Consider the following 21,016-nt stretch of genomic DNA (forward strand, 5'->3'; position numbering starts at 1 on the left):
CGCTTTAATGTGCAGTCTGCCGTGGGAAGTGCCTCTATCGGTTGCGCCGATTGTGTGGAGCAAAACAGACAAAGATGCGGCGTATGTTGTGTAACAGATCAGTACAAGCGCTTACGCTTGGTCACATCCCGAGAGGTACGGCGGATATTGCGCTTTACAGCTGCTGCAGCCTTTCGCTTACGTTCTTGTGTTGGTTTTTCGTAGAACTCGCGCTTTCGAGTTTCGGCTAAGATGCCTGCTTTCTCGCAAATGCGCTTAAAGCGACGCAGCGCAAATTCGAAAGGCTCGTTTTCGCGGACTTTAACGCTTGGCATGCATTCTCCATAAATAAACTGAAGGCTTAGCGGGATTGGTTTGCGAGTAAGCTCGCACAACTCATGTCCGCCGCGCCATAAAGAAGGAGGGATTATAAAGGCTTAAAATGTGTGTGCAAGCCTTAGGTATGTTATGTGTCCTGCAATCTAGGCAAAAATAAATGGATGGTATGTGAAAATCATCGGTATTGAGTCTTCATGTGATGAAACTGGCGTTGCGGTGTATGACACTGCGCTCTCTGGTTCTGCTGCGTTACGTGCGCATTCTGTCTATAGCCAGGTTGCGTTGCATGCCGAATACGGTGGTGTGGTGCCGGAGTTGGCAAGTCGTGATCATGTACGTAAGTTGTTGCCATTGCTACGTCAGACGCTGGCTGAGGCCAAGCTTTCTGTTGAGGAGTTGGATGGAGTGGCCTACACGGCCGGACCGGGTCTTGTTGGTGCGCTGTTGGTCGGTGCAGGGGTGGCACGTGCATTGGCTTGGGCACTTGAGGTGCCGGCGATTGGGGTGCATCACATGGAAGGTCATTTGTTGTCACCGTTGCTGGAGGATGATCCACCTGAGGTGCCGTTTGTGGCGTTGCTGGTCTCGGGTGGGCATACCCAGTTGGTTGCAGTCGATGCGATTGGTGATTACCGGTTGCTTGGTGAAACGTTGGACGATGCGGCTGGCGAGGCGTTTGACAAGGTTGCCAAGTTGATGGGCCTGCCGTATCCGGGAGGGCCTCAGTTGGCTGCGTTGGCTGAACGGGGTATTCCAGGTCGATTCTGTTTCACTCGTCCGATGGTTGATCGTCCTGGGTTGGATTTCAGCTTTTCGGGATTAAAAACTCAGGTATTGTTAGCGTGGCGCAACAGTGATCAGTCTGATGCGATTCGCGTCGATGTTGCACGCGGTTTTGAGGATGCTGTGGTTGATACTCTGGCGATCAAATGTGAACGTGCCTTGGATACGGTGGCTTGTCAGACGCTGGTAGTTGCTGGCGGTGTCGGTGCCAACAAGTGCTTGCGTGCACGATTACAGGCAATGTGCAGGCAACGTGGTGGGCGTGCTTGTTTTCCGCGTCCAGCATTGTGTACGGATAACGGTGCGATGATCGCTTTTGCCGGGGCGTTGCGTTTGCAGGCGGGTCAGCAGAGTGATGTTGCGGTGCGTGTAACGCCGCGTTGGGATATGGCTGCGTTGCCACCGTTGGTCTCGCGGTCGTGCCGCCGATGAGTCCCTAGTTTTATAGTTGTTTACCGCGTGAAAATGTTTTCTGCACTCTGGCTTGTTTCATCTCCCCTGAAAAAATTTTTCTATGGATAAAGTGTTTATCGAAGGTCTTGAGATCGACGCGTTGATCGGTATTTACGATTGGGAGCGACGAGTTCGTCAGATACTGTGTTTTGATCTTGAAATGGGTTTCGATAATCGTCTTCCGGCAGCCAGTGACGATATCGTTGATGCATTGAACTATAGTGCGATTAGTAAGCGTTTAATCGAAGTTGTGCAGCAATCTGACTGTGGTTTGGTTGAGACGTTGGCCGAGTATTGTGCGGCGGTATTGCTTGATGAATTCGGTATGCATTGGCTACGTTTGAAACTGAGTAAGCCGGGTGCGGTGCGTGGCGCCCAGGCAGTGGGCGTCATCATTGAGCGTCACCGTACCAATGCCGTTTAAGCGTTGGGGGTGTTTGGGAGGGTGCTGTTTCTTGGATCAATTTACGTGACTTAAGTCGCTATTTATGGGTGATATTCTCGTCTCCTTGTGTTGGCTGCCACCTCAGATGGTCCGTGGTGGTAAGACAAACGTGTGCTGCTGTTGAGATTATTTGTTTCTTGGTTCAATGCCAATGTGTGGGGATACGTGGGTACCCCATGCTGTACATTGAAGGGGGCTGTGATTTTGGAGTGATGATGTTCAATGCCAGCATTGCGATTACCTGGACCCATTTGCATGATGTCTTGGCACCTTATCCTTGGGTCTACCGTGTATTAGCAACAATCATGTTGTTGTTGGCTGCTTGGTTTGCTAATTGGGTGACGAAGCGGGTTTTGCTACGTGGTGTGCAGCGTGTGCTGCGTAGCAGTGTGCTTGCTGGCGAGGAGGGCGGCTACGGCATGCGTTTGGGTGTCATCCCGCGCTTGGCTAATGTGGTTCCAGCATTGGTGTTGTCTCTGGGAGTGGCCGCGGTGCCTGATGTGCCACTTGTGGTGGTTGCAGTGGTGCGCAATGTTTGTACGGCTTTTATCGTATTGACCGTGGCATTGGCGTTGGCTCGTTTGATGGATTTGGCCAATCAAGTGTATGAGCGCCGTCCCGATGCGCAGCACAAGCCAATCAAGAGTTATGTACAGCTGCTGAAAATTGTGCTCGGTTTGTTTACGGCTGTACTGATGATTTCAGTATTGATAGACAAGTCGCCGCTGATCCTTCTTTCTGGTCTGGGCGCCATGATGGCTGTGTTGATTTTGGTCTTTCAGGACACGTTGTTGTCGTTGGTCGCCAGTGTGACGATTAATTCCAACGATATGGTGCGGGTGGGTGATTGGATCGAAATGCCACAGCAGGGCGCTGATGGGGATGTGATTGATATTGCGCTGCATACGATCAAGGTCCAGAACTGGGACAAAACGATTACTGCAATTCCAATCAAGCGATTGATCAGTGATTCGTTCAAGAACTGGCGTGGAATGCATGAGAGTGGTGGGCGCCGGATCAAGCGGTCGCTATTTCTGGATCAGTGCAGTGTACGTTTTCTTGATGATTCTGAAATTGCAAGGATGCGTGAGTTCAGCATATTGCGTGATTACATTGATGCAAAGTGCGAGAGTTTGGCTGAGTGGAATGTGGCGCTGTCAAGTCAAGGTGTTGCTTCAGTCAATGCTCGCCGTATTACCAATCTTGGGACATTTCGCGCTTATGTGGAGCATTATCTGCGTGCCAGCCCGCATGTGCACCAGGAGATGACGTTGTTAGTACGGCAATTGCAACCAACGGATCTTGGGCTGCCTTTGGAGATCTACTGTTTTACAAATAACACGGATTGGGTGGCTTACGAGCAAATTCAATCGGACATTTTCGATCATCTGTTGGCGTTGTTGCCGCACTTTGGGTTGAGGGTTTTTCAGAGTTCCAGTGACACCATGTTGATGGAAACGGCGCAACGTTTGAGTGCTATATCGGCTGCGTTAACGGGGCGTGCGCATTGACGTGTGTATGCGCACGACAGGCATTAAGAAGGATGTGTCCACGATAGAGCGACTTGATATGATGTTTTACGACGCACTTATGTTGTTTAGCAGTGTATTGAGGACGTGCCTATCCAATTCAAGGATCACCTGATGTGAATGTGTTGTCGGGATACACGTCCGGCCCATCTGATTTTCTTAATGGGTGATCTTGCTGAGTTGGGATTGCAGCGAGAAACGCGGGTGCTTGGTCTGTTTATCTTTGTCAATAGATAGTCAGTAGATAGGTCTCATCTGCAGTACATTCTTACGTGGGTTGCCTATTCATTGAGTGGGTTATGGACGGAATGTAGTCCCTGGCTCTTGTCATTATTATTGGATTGCTGTTTGTAGACGTTTGATCTTCATGATTTGTCTGCAGTGTGGTTGGTTATAACTATGTAGGTAAGCAACCTTCTTCTGGCAGTCAGTGTGTTTTGAGATACGCGTTTCAAAGGGCGCTGATGATGGGAATTCCACCGCTAAATAAACGTTTTATCAAGGATTTCATGACTGCTTCTGATCGCATTGAATCCCTGCTTTCCTGTATGACGGTAGAGGAAAAGGTGGGGCAGTTGGGTGTTTTTGCTGACATGGTGCGGCCATTTGCTCCAGACGTGAATCCTGAGGCCAATGTGCGTAACGCTGATGAGCTGTTGGCTCAGGTGCGTGCTGGTCGAGTTGGTTCGTTGTTCAATGGTGTTGGGGTTGAACTGGGACTTAGGATCCAACAGGCAGCGGTAGAGGAGAGTCGTCTCGGAATTCCAGTCATTTTGGCTGCAGATGTGATTCATGGGATGCGTACTGTGTTCCCAATTCCGTTGGGTGAAGCGGCCAGTTTCGAGCCAGAGCTTGCCGAACGTACTGCGCGTGCGACTGCGATTGAGGCTACTGCGGCGGGTATTCATTGGACTTACGCACCGGCAGTGGATATTGCTCGTGACCAGCGCTGGGGCCGTGTTGCTGAGGGGGCTGGTGAGGATACGCTGCTGGGGTCTGCATTTGCCGCAGCCCGTGTGCGTGGTTTTCAGGGGCCTGACTTGAAGGCACCCGATGCATTGATGGCAACACCAAAACACTTTGCTGCTTACGGTGCGGTTGCTGCCGGGATGGAGTATGCGAATGTGGAGATTGCGTTGCAGACGCTGCGTGATGTGCATTTACCACCGTTCCAAGCAGGGTTTGCTGCTGGTGCGCTGACGGTGATGACGGCGTTCAATGACATTAATGGTGTGCCGGCCAGCGCGAATCGTGAGTTGTTGACCGATATTCTGCGTGGTGAGTGGTGTTTCCCTGGTTTGGTGATTTCCGATTACACCGCTGATATGGAGTTGATCGCACATGGCTATGCTGCTGATGCGCGTGATGCGACAAAGAAAGCGTTCTTGGCTGGGTTGGATTTGAGTATGCAGAGCGGCTTTTATGCCGAGCATTTGCCTGAGTTAGTGGCGAGCGGTGAGGTGCCGATGGCAATGCTTGATACGAGTGTGCGGCGTATGTTGCAGATCAAGGAAGTCATTGGTTTATTCGACAACCCGTACCGGTCTTTGGATCTGGTCCGTGAGGCCGATGTTTCGTACATTTCGGCGCATGATGCGTTGTCGCGTGATGCGGCGCGGCGTTCAATCGTATTACTGAAAAACGATGGGCCGTTATTGCCGTTGCGTAAGCAGGCACAGCGTATCGCGCTGATTGGTCCGTTTGTGCAGGATCGTGACAACATTGAGGGATGTTGGACCCTATTCGGCGATAAGCACCGTTATGTGACTTTGGAACAGGGGGTGCGCGCAGTGGTCGATACGCAGATGCTAACGGTGGTTCCTGGTTGCAATATTGAGGAGCCAATTTCTGGTGGTGTTTCCGATGCGGTGCAAGCAGCACAGGCGGCTGACGTGGTGGTGTTGGCATTGGGCGAGCCGCAGCGTTACAGTGGTGAAGCGCAGTCGCGTACCGACATCGTGTTGCCTGAGGTGCAGCAGGTGTTGGCTGAGGCAGTCGCTGCGATGGGTAAGCCAATCGTGGTGTTGTTACGTAACGGTCGCGCGTTGGCACTCAGGGGCGCGGTACGTGATGCGCAGGCGATCTTGGTTACTTGGTTTCTTGGGACGCAGACTGGTACGGCTGTCACTGATGTGTTGTTTGGTGACTATAATCCGTCCGGGCGTTTGCCGGTGAGTTTCCCTTACACGACGGGACAGCAGCCGTATTTTTATAATCATTCACGGACTGGGCGTCCTGAGTTACCGACGATATCTGAGTTCAAGGCACGTTGGCGTGAGGTTCCGAATGCGCCACTATATTCGTTCGGTCATGGCTTAAGTTATACCCGTTTCGCCTATTCTGCACCGCAATTAAGCACGGTATCTCTGGCGTGGGATCAGACGTTGTTGGTGACGACCCGAGTGACTAACATCGGGATGGTTGCTGGTGAGGAGGTGGTGCAGTTGTATGTGCATGATCGTGTTGCCAGTCGCGTGCGACCGATACGTGAGCTGAAGGCTTTTCGTAAGGTATACATTGCACCAGGTGAAAGTGTGGAGGTGTGTTTTACTCTCGACCGTAATGCGTTGGCTTTTACCAATCCGCAAGGTGTGTATGGTGCCGAGCCTGGTTTATTTGATCTATGGGTGTGTGCAAACGCGCAAAGTGGTGAGGCGATGCAGTTTGAATTACTTGCAGCTACCTAATTGGTCATGGAGTCAATTGGTTTAAGTTGGGAGTGTGTCAGGTCGGATGCTGAGGAGATCTTAAGGGAGTGCTTGATGTGTGGTTTTTCTAAAGTAAAAGTAATTACATGTCTTGCCTGCTGAGGTTGGCTGAATTTATTTGTATTCAGTTGTGTAGCGTGGCAGTAATGGAAATACTCACGATCTGAGGTGAAATGTTCTTTGATGCGAGATGAGTTGGGTGATTCTGAAAAAAGGCCGTTGCGATGCATCGTGCAGTCACTCAATTACCATTGATGCAGAATGCTTTAATTTAATTTTTTTAGGAGTTTTAATGAAGATAGGATATTCAATATTAGCAGTGTCATTGAAGAATGTTCATTCTTCAGAGTGCAATGTGCTTTTTTGGATTAGTCGTTCATGTATGTGTAGCGTCGTTCATGTGGGAGGTATGTTTTTACGTTTGTATGATGAGGTTTGATGGTATTGGTTGTTTTCAGAATATTTTGCATGGATGTGTGTGTATTTTAGTGATGATTCTGTCGGGTAGTGCCGTGTGTTGAATATGTAGTAGTCGATAAGTGCTTAAATGACGATTAAGTATGAGGGCTTGGCTTGGTGTTGCAGGTTGTGCAGCTTCCGTAGCGATGGTCTGTAGAGAACTTCTTACCATATTATTTTCTTCGTAGAGTGGCAGTACAACAGTGTTGTAAGTAATGCGGTTTTTAAAAATCTGATGTAATGCGATTCAAGAAAACTCTATGCCCATGACTAGTGCATCTTCATATCCGTTTTGTGCAGGGTAGTAGTGTCGATGGCGGTCAATCTCATTGAAGCCTTCGGAGTGATATAGCGCAATTGCTACGGTATTAGAGGGGCGCACTTCTAGGAACATGCATTGTGCACCGCTGTTGCATGATAGCTTGATTAAGGTACGTAGCAGGCTGCGTCCGAGGCCGTGTGATTGTTGTTCCGGAGCAATACAGATGTTGAGTAGATGCGCTTCTTTCCGTGTGATATTTACTATCCCGTACCCGATTATATTGCGGCCTTGCTTCATGAGTAGAGCAAGATGTCCGGATTGAAGGCAGTTACGAAAGATGGCGCGTGTCCATGGAAAACAGTAGACACGGCGTTCGATCTCCATCACTTTGTCCAAGTGCGATTCGCCTAGCGTACAGAGCCTTACCGGTAGCGGTGAGGTCTTTAGCGTGTTCATTTACTTTTTTGCTTGACGCCGTATTGTGCGCAGTTGCGGCCACAGTGCGCGCTTAGCATGTGGGTCGGCTCGTAATTGTGCCAGCGGCCAGGTCGCCATTATTTGTTGTATCTGTGGATCTGAGGGGCCGGCGGCACAGGCGCGTAGAAGTGCGATTTGGAGTTTGTCGGGAATACTGATATGTCCCCATCGTTGGGGTACTGGTGTGGTATTGGTTCTGCTGTGTGCAATTGTCAACATTTCCAGCCCATGCGTCCTGTCTTGTATCTCAGGCATTGCGCCGTTCTCAGGCATGGTAGACGGCGTTTTGTTTGTGCTTGCTGGTTCGGGAAACGTTTTGCGATCCAGATAGACGGTATAGCCTATCGCTTGCAGCCAGCAGAGTTGTTGGGCTGACCATGGTGTTGGGTTCATGGTGGCGATCATTTTGTTTCGCCTCTCTTTTTGTGTTGGTGTCGCCACAGCCACAGTATTGGCCCGGAGAGGGTGTACAGGACAGCCATTGTCAGTAATACCCGTTGTGGGTCGATCATCATCAATGCCAGGATGATGGGAGCCAGTGCCAGGAATGCGATATTGTTTGATCGTGGGTGGCTTGTATTGCCCTTGAAGCTCCAAAACAGGATTCGACTGACCATCAGTAGTGCCGCGGCGATCGTCACGGTAAGTGTGATGTAGCGTAGATCTTCTCCGCTCCAGCCTAACTTGCCATCAGAAAATGCAAAGACGAAGGACATCATTAATCCAGCTGCAGCTGGACTGGCGAGGCCGACGAACCAGCGTTTGTCGACCATTTCGACTTGAGTATTAAAGCGTGCTAAACGCAGTGCCGCACAGGCTGTGTATAGAAATGCGGCTGCCCAACCAACGCGACCCATGATGTTGCTGTCGAGTCTCAGTGTTGATAGCGACCAGTGGTACATCACCAGTGAAGGTGCCATGCCGAAGCTGATCAGGTCGGCGAGAGAGTCATACTGGACGCCGAATTCACTGCTTGTCCCAGTCAAGCGTGCGACGCGCCCGTCCAAGCCATCCATTAATGCCGCAATAAATACAGCGATGCTGGCATCAATGAACTGACCGTTTGTTGCGGCAATGATGGCGTAGAACCCGGAAAATAAACCAATGGTGGTAAGTAGGTTAGGTAGCAAGTAGATTGTGCGTGAGCCAGTAATAGATCGTATTTTGTTCATATGTAAAGTGTAGGGTGTGCGTCAGCCTTGGGGTAGGCTAGGAGCATTTCGAGCTATTCTAGTAAGCTTTGATACGTTGAGGCGCTTGATAGTGAAGATTTGCCAGTGATGCTTGCAAGTGTTGCAATCACACCCCCCCCACCCCAGATGTTAATGGAGACCGAGGGAATGAAACGAATTGTTGTCTGTTGTTTATTGCTTGCCAGCATTAGTGTCAGTGCCGGCACATTGTATAAATGGAAGGATGCCAATGGGGTTTCCCATTATTCGGGGACTCCCCCGCAACATGCGCAATCTTTCGAGACCATCAGTGTGAGCCATCATGGTGAGTCAGCGGTTAGCAGCCAAACGGCTTCAGTGGAGAGTCCAGCCTGTGTTAACGCGCGTAAAAATCTGGAGTTGCTCAGCGGTAGTGGTAAGTTGATGCTGGATTCGAACGGTGATGGCAAGCCAGATACTCCGCTGGACGAAGCGCAACGTGTGGCTCAGAAAGCTCTGGCCGAGGCTGCGATTAAGGCTAATTGCACCGCCACACCGTCACACTGAGTACTTCTTCGATGTGACTCGATTTGCCTGCTGCTTAGGAATCGCTGGCAGAATACGGGGTTTATTTTCCTTGGGGAGCTTCCGATGCGTTTGTCTGAGTTTCATCTGCATACCACCAAGGAAATCCCTGCTGATGCCGAGTTGGTGAGTCACCGGCTGATGTTGCGTGCTGGGATGATTCGCAAACTGGCTTCTGGTCTGTATACATGGTCGCCTTTGGGATTGCGTGTTTTGCGTAAAGTGGAAGCAATCGTGCGCGATGAGATGAATCGTGCCGGTGCGGTAGAAATGTTGTTACCCACAATTCAGCCTCGTGAATTGTGGGAAGAATCCGAACGCTGGGAGAAGTTTGGTAGCCAGTTACTCAAGATCAAGGACCGTAAACAAGCCGAGTACTGTTACAGCCCCACTGCAGAAGAGGCAGTGACTGATTACGTACGACAGGAGTTGACCAGTTATAAACAGTTGCCGGTCAATCTTTACCAAATTCAAACGAAGTTCCGTGATGAGATTAGACCCCGTTTTGGGGTGATGCGTGCGCGTGAATTTGTGATGAAGGATGCTTACTCGTTCCATCTGAGCGATGCTGATTTGGTACGTGAGTACGAAAATATGAGGGCGACGTATACACGTATCTTTACCAGGCTGGGGTTGGAGTTCCGTGCAGTGCAGGCTGATTCTGGTGCGATTGGTGGTGATGCTTCGCAGGAGTTTCACGTGATTGCTGATTCTGGAGAAGATGTACTGGCTTTTTCTACGGGATCGGACTATGCGGCCAATATCGAGGCTGCCATTGCTGCTACGCCTGGTCCGCGCTTGACCGCAAACGAAACGTTACAGAAAGTCAGCACTCCGACGCAGAAGCGTTGTGAAGATGTTGCTGCTCTGTTGGATATTCCACTGCAGCGTGTGGTGAAGTCTATCGCGGTGATGACCGATAGCGGCTTTTTTCTGGCCTTGTTGCGAGGCGATCATACGCTTAACGATATTAAATTGAGCAAGCTACCGGGCTTGGCCAACTTTCGTTTGGCTAATGAGGTCGAAATAGCCAGACATCTGGGGAGTGAGCCGGGTTTTCTTGGTCCGGTTTGCCCAGGTATGCCGATCCGCATTATTGCTGATTGTGAGGTTGCGGTGATGGCTGACTTTGTGGTCGGTGCTAACGAGGTTGGCTTTCATTTGGTTGGAGTGAATTGGGGTCGAGATTTGCCTGAGCCGGAAGTTGTGGCTGACATCCGTAATGTGATCGAAGGGGATCGCGCTGTCGATGGTGGGAAGATCTGTATTGCGCGCGGTATCGAAGTCGGTCATGTGTTCCAGCTTGGTCGTAAGTATGCCGAAGCAATGAAAGCGACGGTGCTGGATGAGTATGGCAAAGCTGTCACCATGACGATGGGTTGTTATGGCATCGGTGTGTCACGGATCGTTGCTGCCGCAATCGAACAGAACCATGATGTCGCTGGCATCATTTGGCCCGCTCCCATTGCACCATGGCAGGTAGCGGTTTGTGTGATTAATCCAAAAAAAGATCCGGTCATTACTGCCGCTGCAGAACTGCTTCTTGCTGAGTTGCAGTCAGCGGATGTTGATACGGTATTAGATGATCGTGGTTTGCGTCCTGGCGTGATGTTTGCGGACATGGAATTAATCGGTATTCCTCACCGTATTGTGGTTTCCGAACGTGGATTAGCTGCTGGTACTTATGAATATCGCGCACGTCGTACTGCAATGGTTGAGAATCTGGATAAGACGACTTTGCTGACGCGAATAAAAGCCTGATTGATTTGTGTTATTGAAATATGAATGTTTCATTGTAACTGTTGCTATGTGTTTGTCAGTTTCAAACCGAGTGATTATAATGGCCGACGCTTTAAGTACATAAATTTTTTTAAAAAGACCCATATTATTTTTTCGGAGTCGAGATGTCTATTGATCTTACTGACCTGTCGGCAAAACAATTGATCATATTGATTAAAGCCGCTCAGAAACAGCACAGTCTTGTGACTAAGCGCGCTTCAATTGATAAGGTACGCACAGCGCTGACCAAGGCTGCTAAGGTCGAGGGTTATACCATTGAAGAGTTGTTTGCTAAGGTACCGAGTGGCCGCAGCCGGAAGGTAAGTGCCACTAAGATGCTTCAGAAGGCTAAACGTAAGGCTGGGAAAATTTCAGCGAAGTATCGTAATCCATCGAATAAAGATGAGGTTTGGGCTGGACGCGGTAAGCGGCCACGTTGGTTGACGGAGTTGGTTGCTTCCGGAAAAAAGGTCGAGGATTTTTTGATTAAAAGAAGGTGATAGTTTTCAGGATTTTGAATCTTTTTTGAAACAAAAAAGATTATTAGCTTATTTAGGTGTTCGTCCAAGCAGAAATTCGGTAGAAATATTTTCTATTTTAGATGTTCATAGATCGTTTGCTTCTTCGTTTTGTAATCAATCCACTAGATTTTCTCTCTCTTAGAGAGTAGTTTGGATAGCCTTCTATATTTTCATGGTTTTCCATCTGGCGCATTCATAAATGTGTGAAAACTGTTGATGCGTATCGATCATTAGCTAGATTCATTCATGGAAATAATTTTTACATTAAAAATGATTTTAAGATTCTTTTGAGTCAAGTCAGCGGGAAATATTTAGTGTTTCTTTCGCTTTTTGCATTCTTTTTATATTGACATGGATTGTCATCAAGATGAATTTCTTGAGTTTTAATGTAAACAATCACTGTTTCTTTTTTATTTTTCAGACCTGATGTCTAAACTTCATAATCGTCATGATGAAAGGCGGCTCTTGTTTTGTTATTTGTTTTCCTAGAAAAATGCACTGCATGGGGCATTCGTTATACTGATGTGAGTGGGAGTGGTTGCTTCGTACTATAAGCCTTTCTAGTAAGGCGTTGCAGAGGTACATGATTGAGGATGGTGATAACATATTCCATTGATGCGTTGAGTGCTGAGAAAAATGAGAGATGCATAATACTTTTTCATTGCTATCTTTGATGTTTCTATTTTTTAAGGGTTTTTCGCTGATGATGGGTTTTTTGTTAAGGTTATCATCCAAATATTCCAATTGGCTGTATGTTTACGATGAGAAAACGATTGTCTGAGATTGAGTTTTTCTGTTGACTAATGCCATCTTGGATGGCTTCATGTCGTTGTCTGACTGATGTTAGGATGCTTTTCTAGGCAGTGTTACTTGGTCGATATATTTTTATGGTCACAATGATTGGTCGATCCGTTGAGATTTTTTAGTTCAGATGGTTGTTCTCATTTGGAGTATTTCAAATAATTGAGTGACTCATTGTCATGATGCTGTTCCAGAAATGTTGAACGTATGTTTTTGGGGATGTCCTTAGCTTTGCGTACTTTACTTTTACATCCATCTTTGCATTTTTAATATGTTATGTTGACTCCCTTCTCTGTTTATCTGTATCCAGTGTTATTGCTGATTGGTAGTAACGTTTTTATGACATTCGCTTGGTATGGGCATCTCAAGTACAAGAGTGTTTCGTTGGTTACCGTGATTTTTGTGAGTTGGGGCATCGCCTTCTTTGAATACTGTCTTCAGGTGCCGGGTAACCGCCTTGGCAGTGTTGTTTATTCGGCCCCGCAACTGAAGGGTATGCAGGAGGTAATTACTCTTTTGATATTCGCTTGTTTCTCAACATTTTATTTGGGTCAGCCACTACGTTGGAATCACTGGGCAGCGTTTGGCCTTATTTTGATCGCGGTTCTATTGATGTTCAGGGAGTGAGAGTGATGGGGTGATGTTGCGTGGCAGTTTATTGTTCTTGTATCTGTATAGAAAAGGATCAGATTTTGCGGCAAGAGTTGGATAATGCGTGTGTGAATTGATTCACTCACTTTTCTGTGCGCATACGCAGATTGATGAAAGGGGCTATTGCTGCTTACCAGCATTAACTTTCATGCAGTAGCCAATATTGCTGGATTTTCCGGATGGCATTTCCCGCCTTACCCCTGAATAGAGAAAAGGGTGGAGGCAGGTTGAGCGTTTGCTCTGGTTTGGTTGGTTTTACGACACAATTTCCAATTGTGCTTATTAACGCTTTCGAAAACATTAGGTCCATTGATCGTTATCAGTCTGTAGGTATGGTGTTTTTTTCTATAAACTGATCTTGTGCAAGACCAGTCACAAGACCAGTCATGAGTTTTTCCTTGTTATTAATGCCATGAAGTATCTCATCATGCTATCAGTCGCATGGGATCTGATTCATCAACGATGCACACAGCCATTCTCTCTGAGGTATGAAAGCACGATGCTTTGTGTCGACTTGATGTGGTGAAAAGCATAACGATGGTACTTGTCCGGTTTCTCGTTATGGTGTGCCTTACTCGTTCGCTTTTGCTTTTGGTTGGCTGAATATTCTTTCCATGACTTCTAGCAATTCACTCTCTGAGAAAGGCTTGGTGATGTAGGCGCGCGCGCCCTGGCGTATGCCCCATAGCCGATCAGTGTCTTGGTCCTTGGTGGTTACCAGGACGACTGGTACATGTTGCGTTGCTGGTTCGCGCTTGAGTGTGCGTGTGGCTTGAAACCCATTAATTTTAGGCATGACCACGTCCATCAGTACCAGATCAGGTAAATGTGCTTTGGCTGCCTCTACCCCGGTGTTGCCATCGGTTGCGGTAATTGTTTCGTGCCCTAGTTTCTCGACGATTCTCTGGATGCTGAGTAATTGTGACGGTGAGTCCTCGACGATCAAAATGCGTGCCATAGCTTTCCCCATGTCTGCTTCAGCAGTTTAGTGTGTATATAGGCGGAGCTGGAAGCGCGATGCATATTGGTGGCCGCACGGAAAGGGTTACCCTATTCGATACGCACTATGGTACGTCCGAATGATGCGCCTGCGAGCATTTTCTCGAATACTTGTGGCAGTTCATCCAGTCCAACTTCATGTGTGCAGATCTGCTCCAGGTGACGTGGGCGCCACATGCCAGCTAACCTTCCCCAGATGTGTTCGCGGATAGTGCGTACGGTGCCTGACGCTCCGATGCCTAGTAGAGAAACGCCGCGTAGGATAAAGGGCATGACGGTCATATTTAGCGTTGGGCTTGCTGCCAGCCCAACCGTAGCGATGTTGCCATGCGGTACAGTTTGTGCGACTAGTCCTGCTAAGAGTGGTCCGCCAACGTTGTCTAGGCCGCCACCGTAGTGTGCTGAGGCTAGCGGTTTATCGGTTAGTAGGACTTCGCGTTGAAGTACTTGCGTGGCGCCGATCTGGTGTAGGAATGCGGTGTGCTGGATTTTGCCACTGACGGCATACACCTCAAAACCAGCGCCACTGAAGATGTCCAAAGCCAGCATACCGACCCCACCAGTGGCTCCAGTAACCACGAGAGGGCCTAATGCTGGTGTCTGATGGTTTTCAGTCAAGCGTAAAAGTGCCAGTGCTGCAGTAAAGCCGGCAGTACCTATCACCATTGCTTCACGTAGGCTCAGTCCGGCTGGGAGTGGAAGTAATGCATGTGATTTCAAGCGTACGTACTGACTATAGCCGCCATCTAGAGTTTCACTGAGGCCACAGCCGGTGGAGATGACGGCATCGCCTTCATTGAATGCTGGGTCGGCGGATGCGACCACATGTCCTGCAACGTCAATTCCCCCAGTGAGCGGAAATCGGTGTAGGATCCTGCCTCGCCCTGTACCAGCCAGGGCATCTTTATAATTGACAGAAGACCATAACGCGCGAACTATCACTTCTCCTGGAGTTAACAACTCTAGGGCAACTGTTTCCAGTCCAGCACGGTGGCCAGCACCGTCTCGGTGAATCCGGAAGGCGGTGAACTTGGCTGGGATGGATATTGAGGTCATTGGGGTGAACCTAACCGTATTACGGCAGACATTTTGAAACTGACTATCTACCCCATACCCATAAGTTTGTACAATTCTCGGATTCATTCATCATGGCGGCAATGCGGGATTACCCCCGCTCCGCCTTTCCATCATGGAGTATGCATGGCTTGGAACATACCTGGAAGCAAGGGTAAACATGCTTCAGAGTCGCAACATCGTGGTTCAGGTCCGTTACGTGGTGGCGGTAATGGCGGTGGTTTCTGGAAGGTGCCAGGGCCACTTAAGGATTTATTTGATGCGGGTATCCTGAGTTGGGTGCTGATTGGGGTGCTTTTGATCGTGGTCTTCTCTAGTGTCCAGTTAATTGGCGAGCAGCAGCGTGGTGTGGTGCTGCGCTTTGGGCAGTTTGTGAGGGTGTTGCAGCCGGGGTTGAGCCTCAAGCTGCCGTGGCCCGTGGAGTCGGTGTATAAGGTCAACGCCACCGAGATTAAGACTTTCGGTAAGCAGGTCCCTGTGTTGACCCGTGACGAGAACATAGTGAATGTCACGCTCAATGTGCAGTACCAGATTAATGACCCGCACCTATACTTGTATGGCTCGCGTAATGCGAATGAAGTGCTGGTTCAGGCTGCCCAAAGTGCGGTCCGTGAACAAGTGGGTCGATCCGATCTCAACTCGGTACTCAATAACCGTGGTCCCTTGTCGACAGCCTCTAAAGAGCGTTTACAGGCATCGTTGGATGCTTACCGTACTGGTCTGTTGGTCACTGGTTTGACTTTGCCTGACGCACGCCCCCCAGAGGAAGTGAAGTCGGCTTTTGATGAGGTGAATGGTGCTCAGCAGGTACGTGAGCGCCTTATTGATGAGGCTCAGGCTTATGCCGCCAAGGTTGTTCCTGAGGCACGTGGCCGTGCGGCTAGTAACCGTACGGCGGCTGAGGGATATAAGCAGGCGGTGATTGCACGTGCACAGGGAGATGCTGACCGTTTTACTCTTCTGCAGGCCCAATACAAGAACGCTCCGGAGGTTACGCGTAAGCGTTTGTGGTTGGAGACAATACAGCAGGTCCTGGAACAGAATCGTAAGGTGATCGGTGCCGATGGCCGTCAATTGATTTATGTGCCGATAGCATCGGACGTGCCACGTCTACCGGCTACTACCATCCAGGGAGGGGTGGGCAATGCGCCTCCGGTGTCACAGGATCTATTGATCCCCGAATCGCTTAGCAAGCCATCTAATGAGAATATCCGTAATCCGCAGCGCGTTGTCCGTCCTGCAGGCCGTGAAGGAGCTCCTCTATGAAAAATTATTTGTGGATTGTTGTTACGGCTGTGCTTTTTCTTAGTTTGTTCAGCTCGATCTTTGTAGTGCGCGAGGATCAGACTGCGATGGTCATCAATCTTGGTCGTGTGGTGCGTTACGACCTAAAGCCAGGTTTACATTTCAAGATCCCGTTGGTTGAGTCGGTGCGTCTATTTGATCGTCGTTTCAAGGTGATGGCTACGGAGCCAGCGCGCTACTTTACTGCTGAACAGAAGGATGTCAGTGTCGATTTTTTTGCAATTGGCTACATTGAAGACGTGCGTTCCTTTTACCGTGCTACCGGTGGCGATGAGTCTCAAGCTGCCGCCCGTTTGGCGCCTATCATCACTGATTCGCTGCGTAACCAGATTAACTCGCGCACCTTGCAGGAGTTGGTGTCTGGAGATCGTAGTGAGTTGATTGCTGGTCAATTGAAAAGTATCAATGCTGCGACTAAAGGGTTAGGTGTGCATATTGTTGATCTTCGAATCAAGCAGATTGAGCTGCCAGTAGACAGCCAGGTGATCAGTGATGTTTACGAACGCATGCGTGCCCAGCGTAAGCAAGAGGCTGCCAAGTTGCGTGCTGAGGGTGAGGAGCGGTCGTTGAGCATTCGTGCCCAGGCCGATCGCGAGTCCACTGTGTTAATTGCTGATGCTGAGCGTGATGCCCAGAAATTGCGTGGTGAGGGTGATGCTGAAGCTGCGCGTGTCTACGGCAAAGCTGGTGCTAATGACCCCGCGTTCTACGCTTTTTACCGTAGTCTGGAGGCTTACCGAAACGGTATGGCTGATGGCAATGGTGTCATTGTGCTCGACAAGAACGATCCGTTCTTGAAGTACTTTAAGAGCGATCATTGAGCGGTGCTTGTTCTGGTGTTGCAGCGATGCCTTCGCGTATCTGAAAGACAGACTGTCAAGCGATGATAGGTGGTGGTTTCCTGTCATTTCTGTTTTGTGCGAGGGCAGCGGCAACTAGGAGCGTTCCATTCCATCGTTTTTAACTACATCCGTGTTTTTATGTATGACCTGTTTGTCGCCTTGAGTCTTGTTGCTGTTTTGGAAGGCTTGTTCTTGTTTCTTGCGCCTGCTTTATGGAAACGCTTGGCCACGCAGTTGTTGGATCTGCCTTTGGCTCAATTGCGACTGTCGGGCATGTTCGTACTTGGTGTCGGGTTACTTGTGTTGTGGTGGTTACGTCACTAAACGGTGGCGTTAGTGGAGTGTATTAGGCGCCAGCATCCTGGGGTGGCGTATCCGCAACCCGGATAATGCATCAGTCACGGCGAAGATTGTTTTCCAGGCATCGTGATCTTGAGGTGCTGTGATGGTGTCTTGAATAAAGGTGCTTAACAAATACGTGTATGTTCTATTCCGTGGCTCCTGTCGGTGCCAGAAAAATCTGAGGAGTTACCCATTATGGGTCAGTCAGTTGTCGTGCTCGGTGCCCAGTGGGGCGATGAAGGAAAGGGCAAGATCGTCGACCTTCTCACCGAGGAAATTGGTGCTGTTGTGCGTTTTCAGGGAGGTCACAATGCTGGCCACACTCTGGTTATCAATGCTAAGAAAACCGTTTTGCATCTTATTCCATCTGGAATTTTGCGGAATGGTGTGCTCTGCTTGATTGGCAACGGTGTAGTTATCTCGCCAGCCGCATTGCGAAAGGAGATTGAGGAGCTGGAAGATACCGGTTTGGAAATACGTTCCCGTTTGAAGATTTCGCCAGCTGCGCCGTTGATCATGGAATATCACATTGCACTGGATCAAGCACGCGAGAAAGCGGCTGGCGGTAGGGCTATTGGTACGACCGGTCGAGGGATTGGTCCGGCGTACGAGGACAAGGTCGGGCGTCGTGGTATTCGTGTCGCTGACCTTCATTACCCAGACCAATTGGCGGAAAAGCTACGTGCTGCGTTGGATTACCACAATTTTGTGTTGACTCGATATTTTGGTGTGGATGGGATGGATTTCCAGCGGATCTATGACGAGATGTTAGTGTTCGCTGAATACGTCGAGCCGATGAAATCTGATGTTGCGGGTATCCTCCATGACCTGCGCAAGCAAGGCAAGCGAGTGCTCTTTGAGGGTGCCCAAGGGACATTGCTGGATATCGATCACGGCACCTATCCGTACGTGACTAGCTCCAGCACGACGGTTGGTGGTGCTCTCAGTGGTGCTGGTGTTGGTGTCCAGGATATCGACTATGTGTTGGGCATTGCTAAGGCTTATGCAACTCGTGTTGGAGGTGGTCCATTTCCAACCGAGTTGGATGATAAAATTGGTCAGGGTATCCGAGATCGTGGTGTTGAGTACGGTGCTTCCACTGGTCGTCCACGCCGCTGTGGTTGGATGGACATTGTTGCGCTCAAGCGTGCTGTTGCCATCAATGGGATTACCGGTCTGTGTATTACCAAATTGGATGTGCTGGACGGAATGGATAAGCTTAAGATCTGTATCGCTTATGAGTACCACGATAAACGAAGTGAGTACGCTCCGTTGGATGCGCAAGGTTGGGAAGAATGCACCCCAGTGTACTTGGAATTTCCAGGCTGGAATGAGAGCACGCATGGCATTACTTCGTGGGAGAAACTCCCTCCAGCAGCCCGCGCTTATCTGTGTGCGCTGGAAGAGCTGGCTGGCTGTCCGATTGGTATCGTGAGCACTGGCCCAGACCGAGAGCACACGATCATGTTGCATGATCCTTTTGCTTGATTTCTTAGTGATTCAAGGTCGGAGGATTTATTGGGAATAATGGATGATGTGCTTGTCGTTACACATTTCCACATGTGGCCATTTGATTTTTCCGAACCTAGAAAGCTTTTGTTGCCTGCAATAGCTTGACCGAGCTTGCCTGTATTGGTTGATGCGCGAGTATTACTTGGCAACAAGAAAGGCATGAGGTACCTAATCTCCCGATGATTGCTTAATTCAGTCGGGAGCTGGTTTGGTCGATTCGGATTGTTTCAGAACACGTGCAATGCAAGCAGTGCAAGCTTGCTTCAGGTGAATATAGGACTTTACAGATTAATTACCTTATTACGCATATTAATAAAATAATTCCACGTTGCATCATTAAAATCCAAGGCGTTAGAGAATAAACAGGTCATAGCGAGTTACTGGCCAGTGAATAGGGAGAGTTTCAAGCACCAATAACACAACATGCTAGAGATGGTTGGGGTCAACAGATAAACCATATTGCGTTAATCGAATTGCCGTGTCTTGTGTTGATTCACTTTAGCTTATTTAGCTGCAATGACTTTGGCGATTTCTAAGCACTTGTTTGAATAACCCCATTCGTTGTCGTACCAAGCAATGAGTTTGATAAATGTCGGATCTAGTGCAATGCCAGCATCCGCATCGAATACGCAGGTACAGGTTTCACCGCGGAAGTCGGTGGCTACCACTTTGTCTTCTGTATAGCCCAGGATGCCCCTCAACGGCCCCTCACTTTGCTGCTTCACCTCTGTGCAGATTTCTTTGTAAGTTGCTGGGGTGTTTAATTGGACAGTCAAGTCCACGACAGAAACATCCGAGGTGGGGACGCGGAAGCTCATCCCGGTGAGTTTCCCGTTGAGTGATGGGATCACTTTCCCAACAGCTTTTGCTGCTCCAGTTGAAGATGGGATGATGTTCTCAAGAATCCCGCGTCCACCGCGCCAGTCTTTATTGGATGGGCCGTCGACAGTTTTTTGTGTCGCAGTGGCCGCATGTACAGTGGTCATTAAACCGCGCGTAATGCCCCATTTGTCGTTGATGACTTTAGCCAGTGGTGCCAAGCAATTGGTGGTGCATGAAGCATTCGAGACGATTGGTTCCCCGTTGTAGCTGTTGTGATTGACGCCGTACACGAACATGGGTGTTTCGTCTTTTGAAGGTGCTGAGATGATGACCTTCTTGGCGCCGGCTGCGAGATGTTTCCCGGCACTTTCCTGCGTCAGGAATAGTCCGGTAGATTCGATCACTATTTCAGCACCGGCATCAGCCCATTGAAGATTGCCTGGATCACGTTCGGCTGTTAGGCGAATCTTCTTGCCGTTAAGGATGAGTGCAGTTCCCTCAATTGCGATCTCTCCTTTAAAGCGTCCATGCACTGAGTCGTACTGCAACATGTATGCCAAATAATCTGCTTCTAGCAGGTCATTAATGGCTACGATATCAATGTTACTGCCGAAGTTTTGTACTGCAGAGCGTAATATGTTGCGTCCAATGCGACCGAAACCGTTGATACCGACCTTGATTGCCATGTTCACGAATTCCTGATGGCCCCGGCGGGGCAGCGTGTGGAGGAAGCATCCATTCTAGCAGTGCCTGTCCTGTGATGAGGTATCGACCTGTTGTTATATATATCTACTAGGCTTGCTGGTTGAGGGCGGGATCCAAGTCTGGGGGCAGGTTGTTGATTATTGACATTGCAAGAAGAAGGACTGTGTATGCTTCCCTTTTTCTTCATTGTGTCGCTAACAATGGACTGTGTCAGTGAATATATCTGGGTGTGTTCTTAATCTACGGTCGTTAGTTCGTACACTGTACTTTCATCATGTGTTGTGTGATCTAACCTGTGATTATTCAGAATCATTGGTATTGGGTTGCTCTGTAATGTATTGCTGAGGTTGGGTGTGAACAGGGAACTTGTCTCCTTGTTTCGACATCATTTTATTCCAGCCAACGTGAGTACCGGAGAATGCCGAGTCGTGTCACCAAGGCAACCCGTTACACATCCGCATGAGTAGATCTTATGTGTTGCGGAGATGGTTCA

General features: G+C 49.1%; 18 protein-coding genes and 1 pseudogene. 12 read left to right on the forward strand and 7 right to left on the reverse strand.

What is annotated here, in order from left to right; genetic code table 11:
• Positions 1 to 98 precede the first annotated feature (98 nt).
• Positions 99 to 314 carry a 30S ribosomal protein S21 gene (gene rpsU / locus F7G16_RS03780; protein ID WP_004089809.1) on the reverse strand — a complete coding sequence of 72 codons (216 nt, stop codon included), beginning with the start codon at positions 312 to 314 and terminating at the stop codon, positions 99 to 101.
• Positions 315 to 486: 172 nt separating this feature from the next.
• Between rpsU and tsaD the strand changes: the two genes are divergently transcribed.
• The 4 genes from tsaD to bglX all read left to right on the forward strand — a co-directional run bounded on the left by tsaD (position 487) and on the right by bglX (position 6,215).
• Positions 487 to 1,533 carry a tRNA (adenosine(37)-N6)-threonylcarbamoyltransferase complex transferase subunit TsaD gene (gene tsaD / locus F7G16_RS03785; protein ID WP_004083595.1) on the forward strand — a complete coding sequence of 349 codons (1,047 nt, stop codon included), beginning with the start codon at positions 487 to 489 and terminating at the stop codon, positions 1,531 to 1,533.
• An 82-nt stretch (positions 1,534 to 1,615) separates the two neighbouring features.
• A complete protein-coding gene (gene folB / locus F7G16_RS03790) occupies positions 1,616 to 1,978 on the forward strand; it encodes a dihydroneopterin aldolase (RefSeq protein ID WP_004089808.1) in 363 nt (120 codons plus the stop codon).
• Between the two features lie 197 nt (positions 1,979 to 2,175).
• Positions 2,176 to 3,510: a mechanosensitive ion channel family protein gene (locus F7G16_RS03795; RefSeq protein WP_004089805.1), complete on the forward strand. Its 1,335-nt coding sequence runs from the start codon at positions 2,176 to 2,178 to the stop codon at positions 3,508 to 3,510.
• 482 nt (positions 3,511 to 3,992) lie between these two features.
• On the forward strand, positions 3,993 to 6,215 hold the full coding sequence (bglX, locus tag F7G16_RS03800; RefSeq protein WP_049756317.1) for a beta-glucosidase BglX: 2,223 nt from the start codon (positions 3,993 to 3,995) through the stop codon (positions 6,213 to 6,215).
• Positions 6,216 to 6,942: 727 nt separating this feature from the next.
• On the opposite strand, the gene rimI is transcribed toward bglX, so the two are convergent.
• Genes rimI through pssA form a run of 3 tightly spaced genes read right to left on the reverse strand, consistent with a single transcriptional unit; the run spans position 6,943 to position 8,606 of the window.
• Entirely contained in the window at positions 6,943 to 7,413 is a 471-nt protein-coding gene (gene rimI, locus F7G16_RS03805; protein ID WP_004083591.1) for a ribosomal protein S18-alanine N-acetyltransferase, read from the reverse strand.
• A complete protein-coding gene (locus F7G16_RS03810; RefSeq protein ID WP_004083590.1) occupies positions 7,414 to 7,839 on the reverse strand; it encodes a hypothetical protein in 426 nt (141 codons plus the stop codon).
• Positions 7,836 to 8,606 (reverse strand): CDP-diacylglycerol--serine O-phosphatidyltransferase, encoded by a 771-nt coding sequence (gene pssA, locus F7G16_RS03815; protein WP_004083589.1) that lies wholly within the window; start codon positions 8,604 to 8,606, stop codon positions 7,836 to 7,838. Before pssA ends, F7G16_RS03810 begins: the two co-directional genes overlap by 4 nt.
• Positions 8,607 to 8,774: 168 nt before the next feature.
• Here pssA and F7G16_RS03820 point away from each other — a divergent pair, with 168 nt between their 5' ends.
• The 4 genes and pseudogenes from F7G16_RS03820 to F7G16_RS03835 all read left to right on the forward strand — a co-directional run bounded on the left by F7G16_RS03820 (position 8,775) and on the right by F7G16_RS03835 (position 12,898).
• Positions 8,775 to 9,152 carry a DUF4124 domain-containing protein gene (locus tag F7G16_RS03820; RefSeq protein WP_004083588.1) on the forward strand — a complete coding sequence of 126 codons (378 nt, stop codon included), beginning with the start codon at positions 8,775 to 8,777 and terminating at the stop codon, positions 9,150 to 9,152.
• 84 nt (positions 9,153 to 9,236) lie between these two features.
• Entirely contained in the window at positions 9,237 to 10,931 is a 1,695-nt protein-coding gene (locus F7G16_RS03825; protein ID WP_038233155.1) for a proline--tRNA ligase, read from the forward strand.
• A 143-nt stretch (positions 10,932 to 11,074) separates the two neighbouring features.
• Positions 11,075 to 11,443, forward strand: a pseudogene (locus F7G16_RS03830) (H-NS histone family protein); the annotation flags it as partial.
• Positions 11,444 to 12,547: 1,104 nt separating this feature from the next.
• On the forward strand, positions 12,548 to 12,898 hold the full coding sequence (locus F7G16_RS03835; RefSeq protein ID WP_004083585.1) for a DMT family protein: 351 nt from the start codon (positions 12,548 to 12,550) through the stop codon (positions 12,896 to 12,898).
• Positions 12,899 to 13,493: 595 nt separating this feature from the next.
• Here the strand turns inward: F7G16_RS03835 and pilH are convergent.
• Together pilH and F7G16_RS03845 are read right to left on the reverse strand one after the other, a co-directional pair.
• Positions 13,494 to 13,880, reverse strand: a complete 387-nt coding sequence (gene pilH, locus F7G16_RS03840) for a twitching motility response regulator PilH (protein ID WP_004083584.1) — start codon at positions 13,878 to 13,880, stop codon at positions 13,494 to 13,496.
• 92 nt (positions 13,881 to 13,972) lie between these two features.
• Complete coding sequence (locus tag F7G16_RS03845; RefSeq protein WP_004089790.1) at positions 13,973 to 14,977, reverse strand: oxidoreductase; 1,005 nt, start codon at positions 14,975 to 14,977, stop codon at positions 13,973 to 13,975.
• A gap of 144 nt (positions 14,978 to 15,121) precedes the next feature.
• On the opposite strand from F7G16_RS03845, the gene hflK reads away from it, so the two are divergent.
• The 4 genes from hflK to F7G16_RS03865 all read left to right on the forward strand — a co-directional run bounded on the left by hflK (position 15,122) and on the right by F7G16_RS03865 (position 18,972).
• On the forward strand, positions 15,122 to 16,261 hold the full coding sequence (gene hflK, locus F7G16_RS03850; protein WP_004089789.1) for an FtsH protease activity modulator HflK: 1,140 nt from the start codon (positions 15,122 to 15,124) through the stop codon (positions 16,259 to 16,261).
• The gene (gene hflC, locus F7G16_RS03855) at positions 16,258 to 17,121 is read left to right on the forward strand and encodes a protease modulator HflC (RefSeq protein WP_004089788.1); all 864 of its coding nucleotides are present in this window, start codon (positions 16,258 to 16,260) and stop codon (positions 17,119 to 17,121) included. Before hflK ends, hflC begins: the two co-directional genes overlap by 4 nt.
• A 159-nt stretch (positions 17,122 to 17,280) precedes the next feature.
• Positions 17,281 to 17,466 carry a DUF2065 domain-containing protein gene (locus F7G16_RS03860; protein ID WP_004089787.1) on the forward strand — a complete coding sequence of 62 codons (186 nt, stop codon included), beginning with the start codon at positions 17,281 to 17,283 and terminating at the stop codon, positions 17,464 to 17,466.
• 213 nt (positions 17,467 to 17,679) lie between these two features.
• On the forward strand, positions 17,680 to 18,972 hold the full coding sequence (locus F7G16_RS03865) for an adenylosuccinate synthase (RefSeq protein WP_004089785.1): 1,293 nt from the start codon (positions 17,680 to 17,682) through the stop codon (positions 18,970 to 18,972).
• A gap of 527 nt (positions 18,973 to 19,499) precedes the next feature.
• On the opposite strand, the gene gap is transcribed toward F7G16_RS03865, so the two are convergent.
• Positions 19,500 to 20,504 carry a type I glyceraldehyde-3-phosphate dehydrogenase gene (gene gap / locus F7G16_RS03870; protein WP_004089784.1) on the reverse strand — a complete coding sequence of 335 codons (1,005 nt, stop codon included), beginning with the start codon at positions 20,502 to 20,504 and terminating at the stop codon, positions 19,500 to 19,502.
• Positions 20,505 to 21,016 lie beyond the last annotated feature (512 nt).

The sequence above is a fragment of the Xylella fastidiosa genome (genome assembly GCF_011801475.1).
Classification (GTDB): domain Bacteria; phylum Pseudomonadota; class Gammaproteobacteria; order Xanthomonadales; family Xanthomonadaceae; genus Xylella; species Xylella fastidiosa.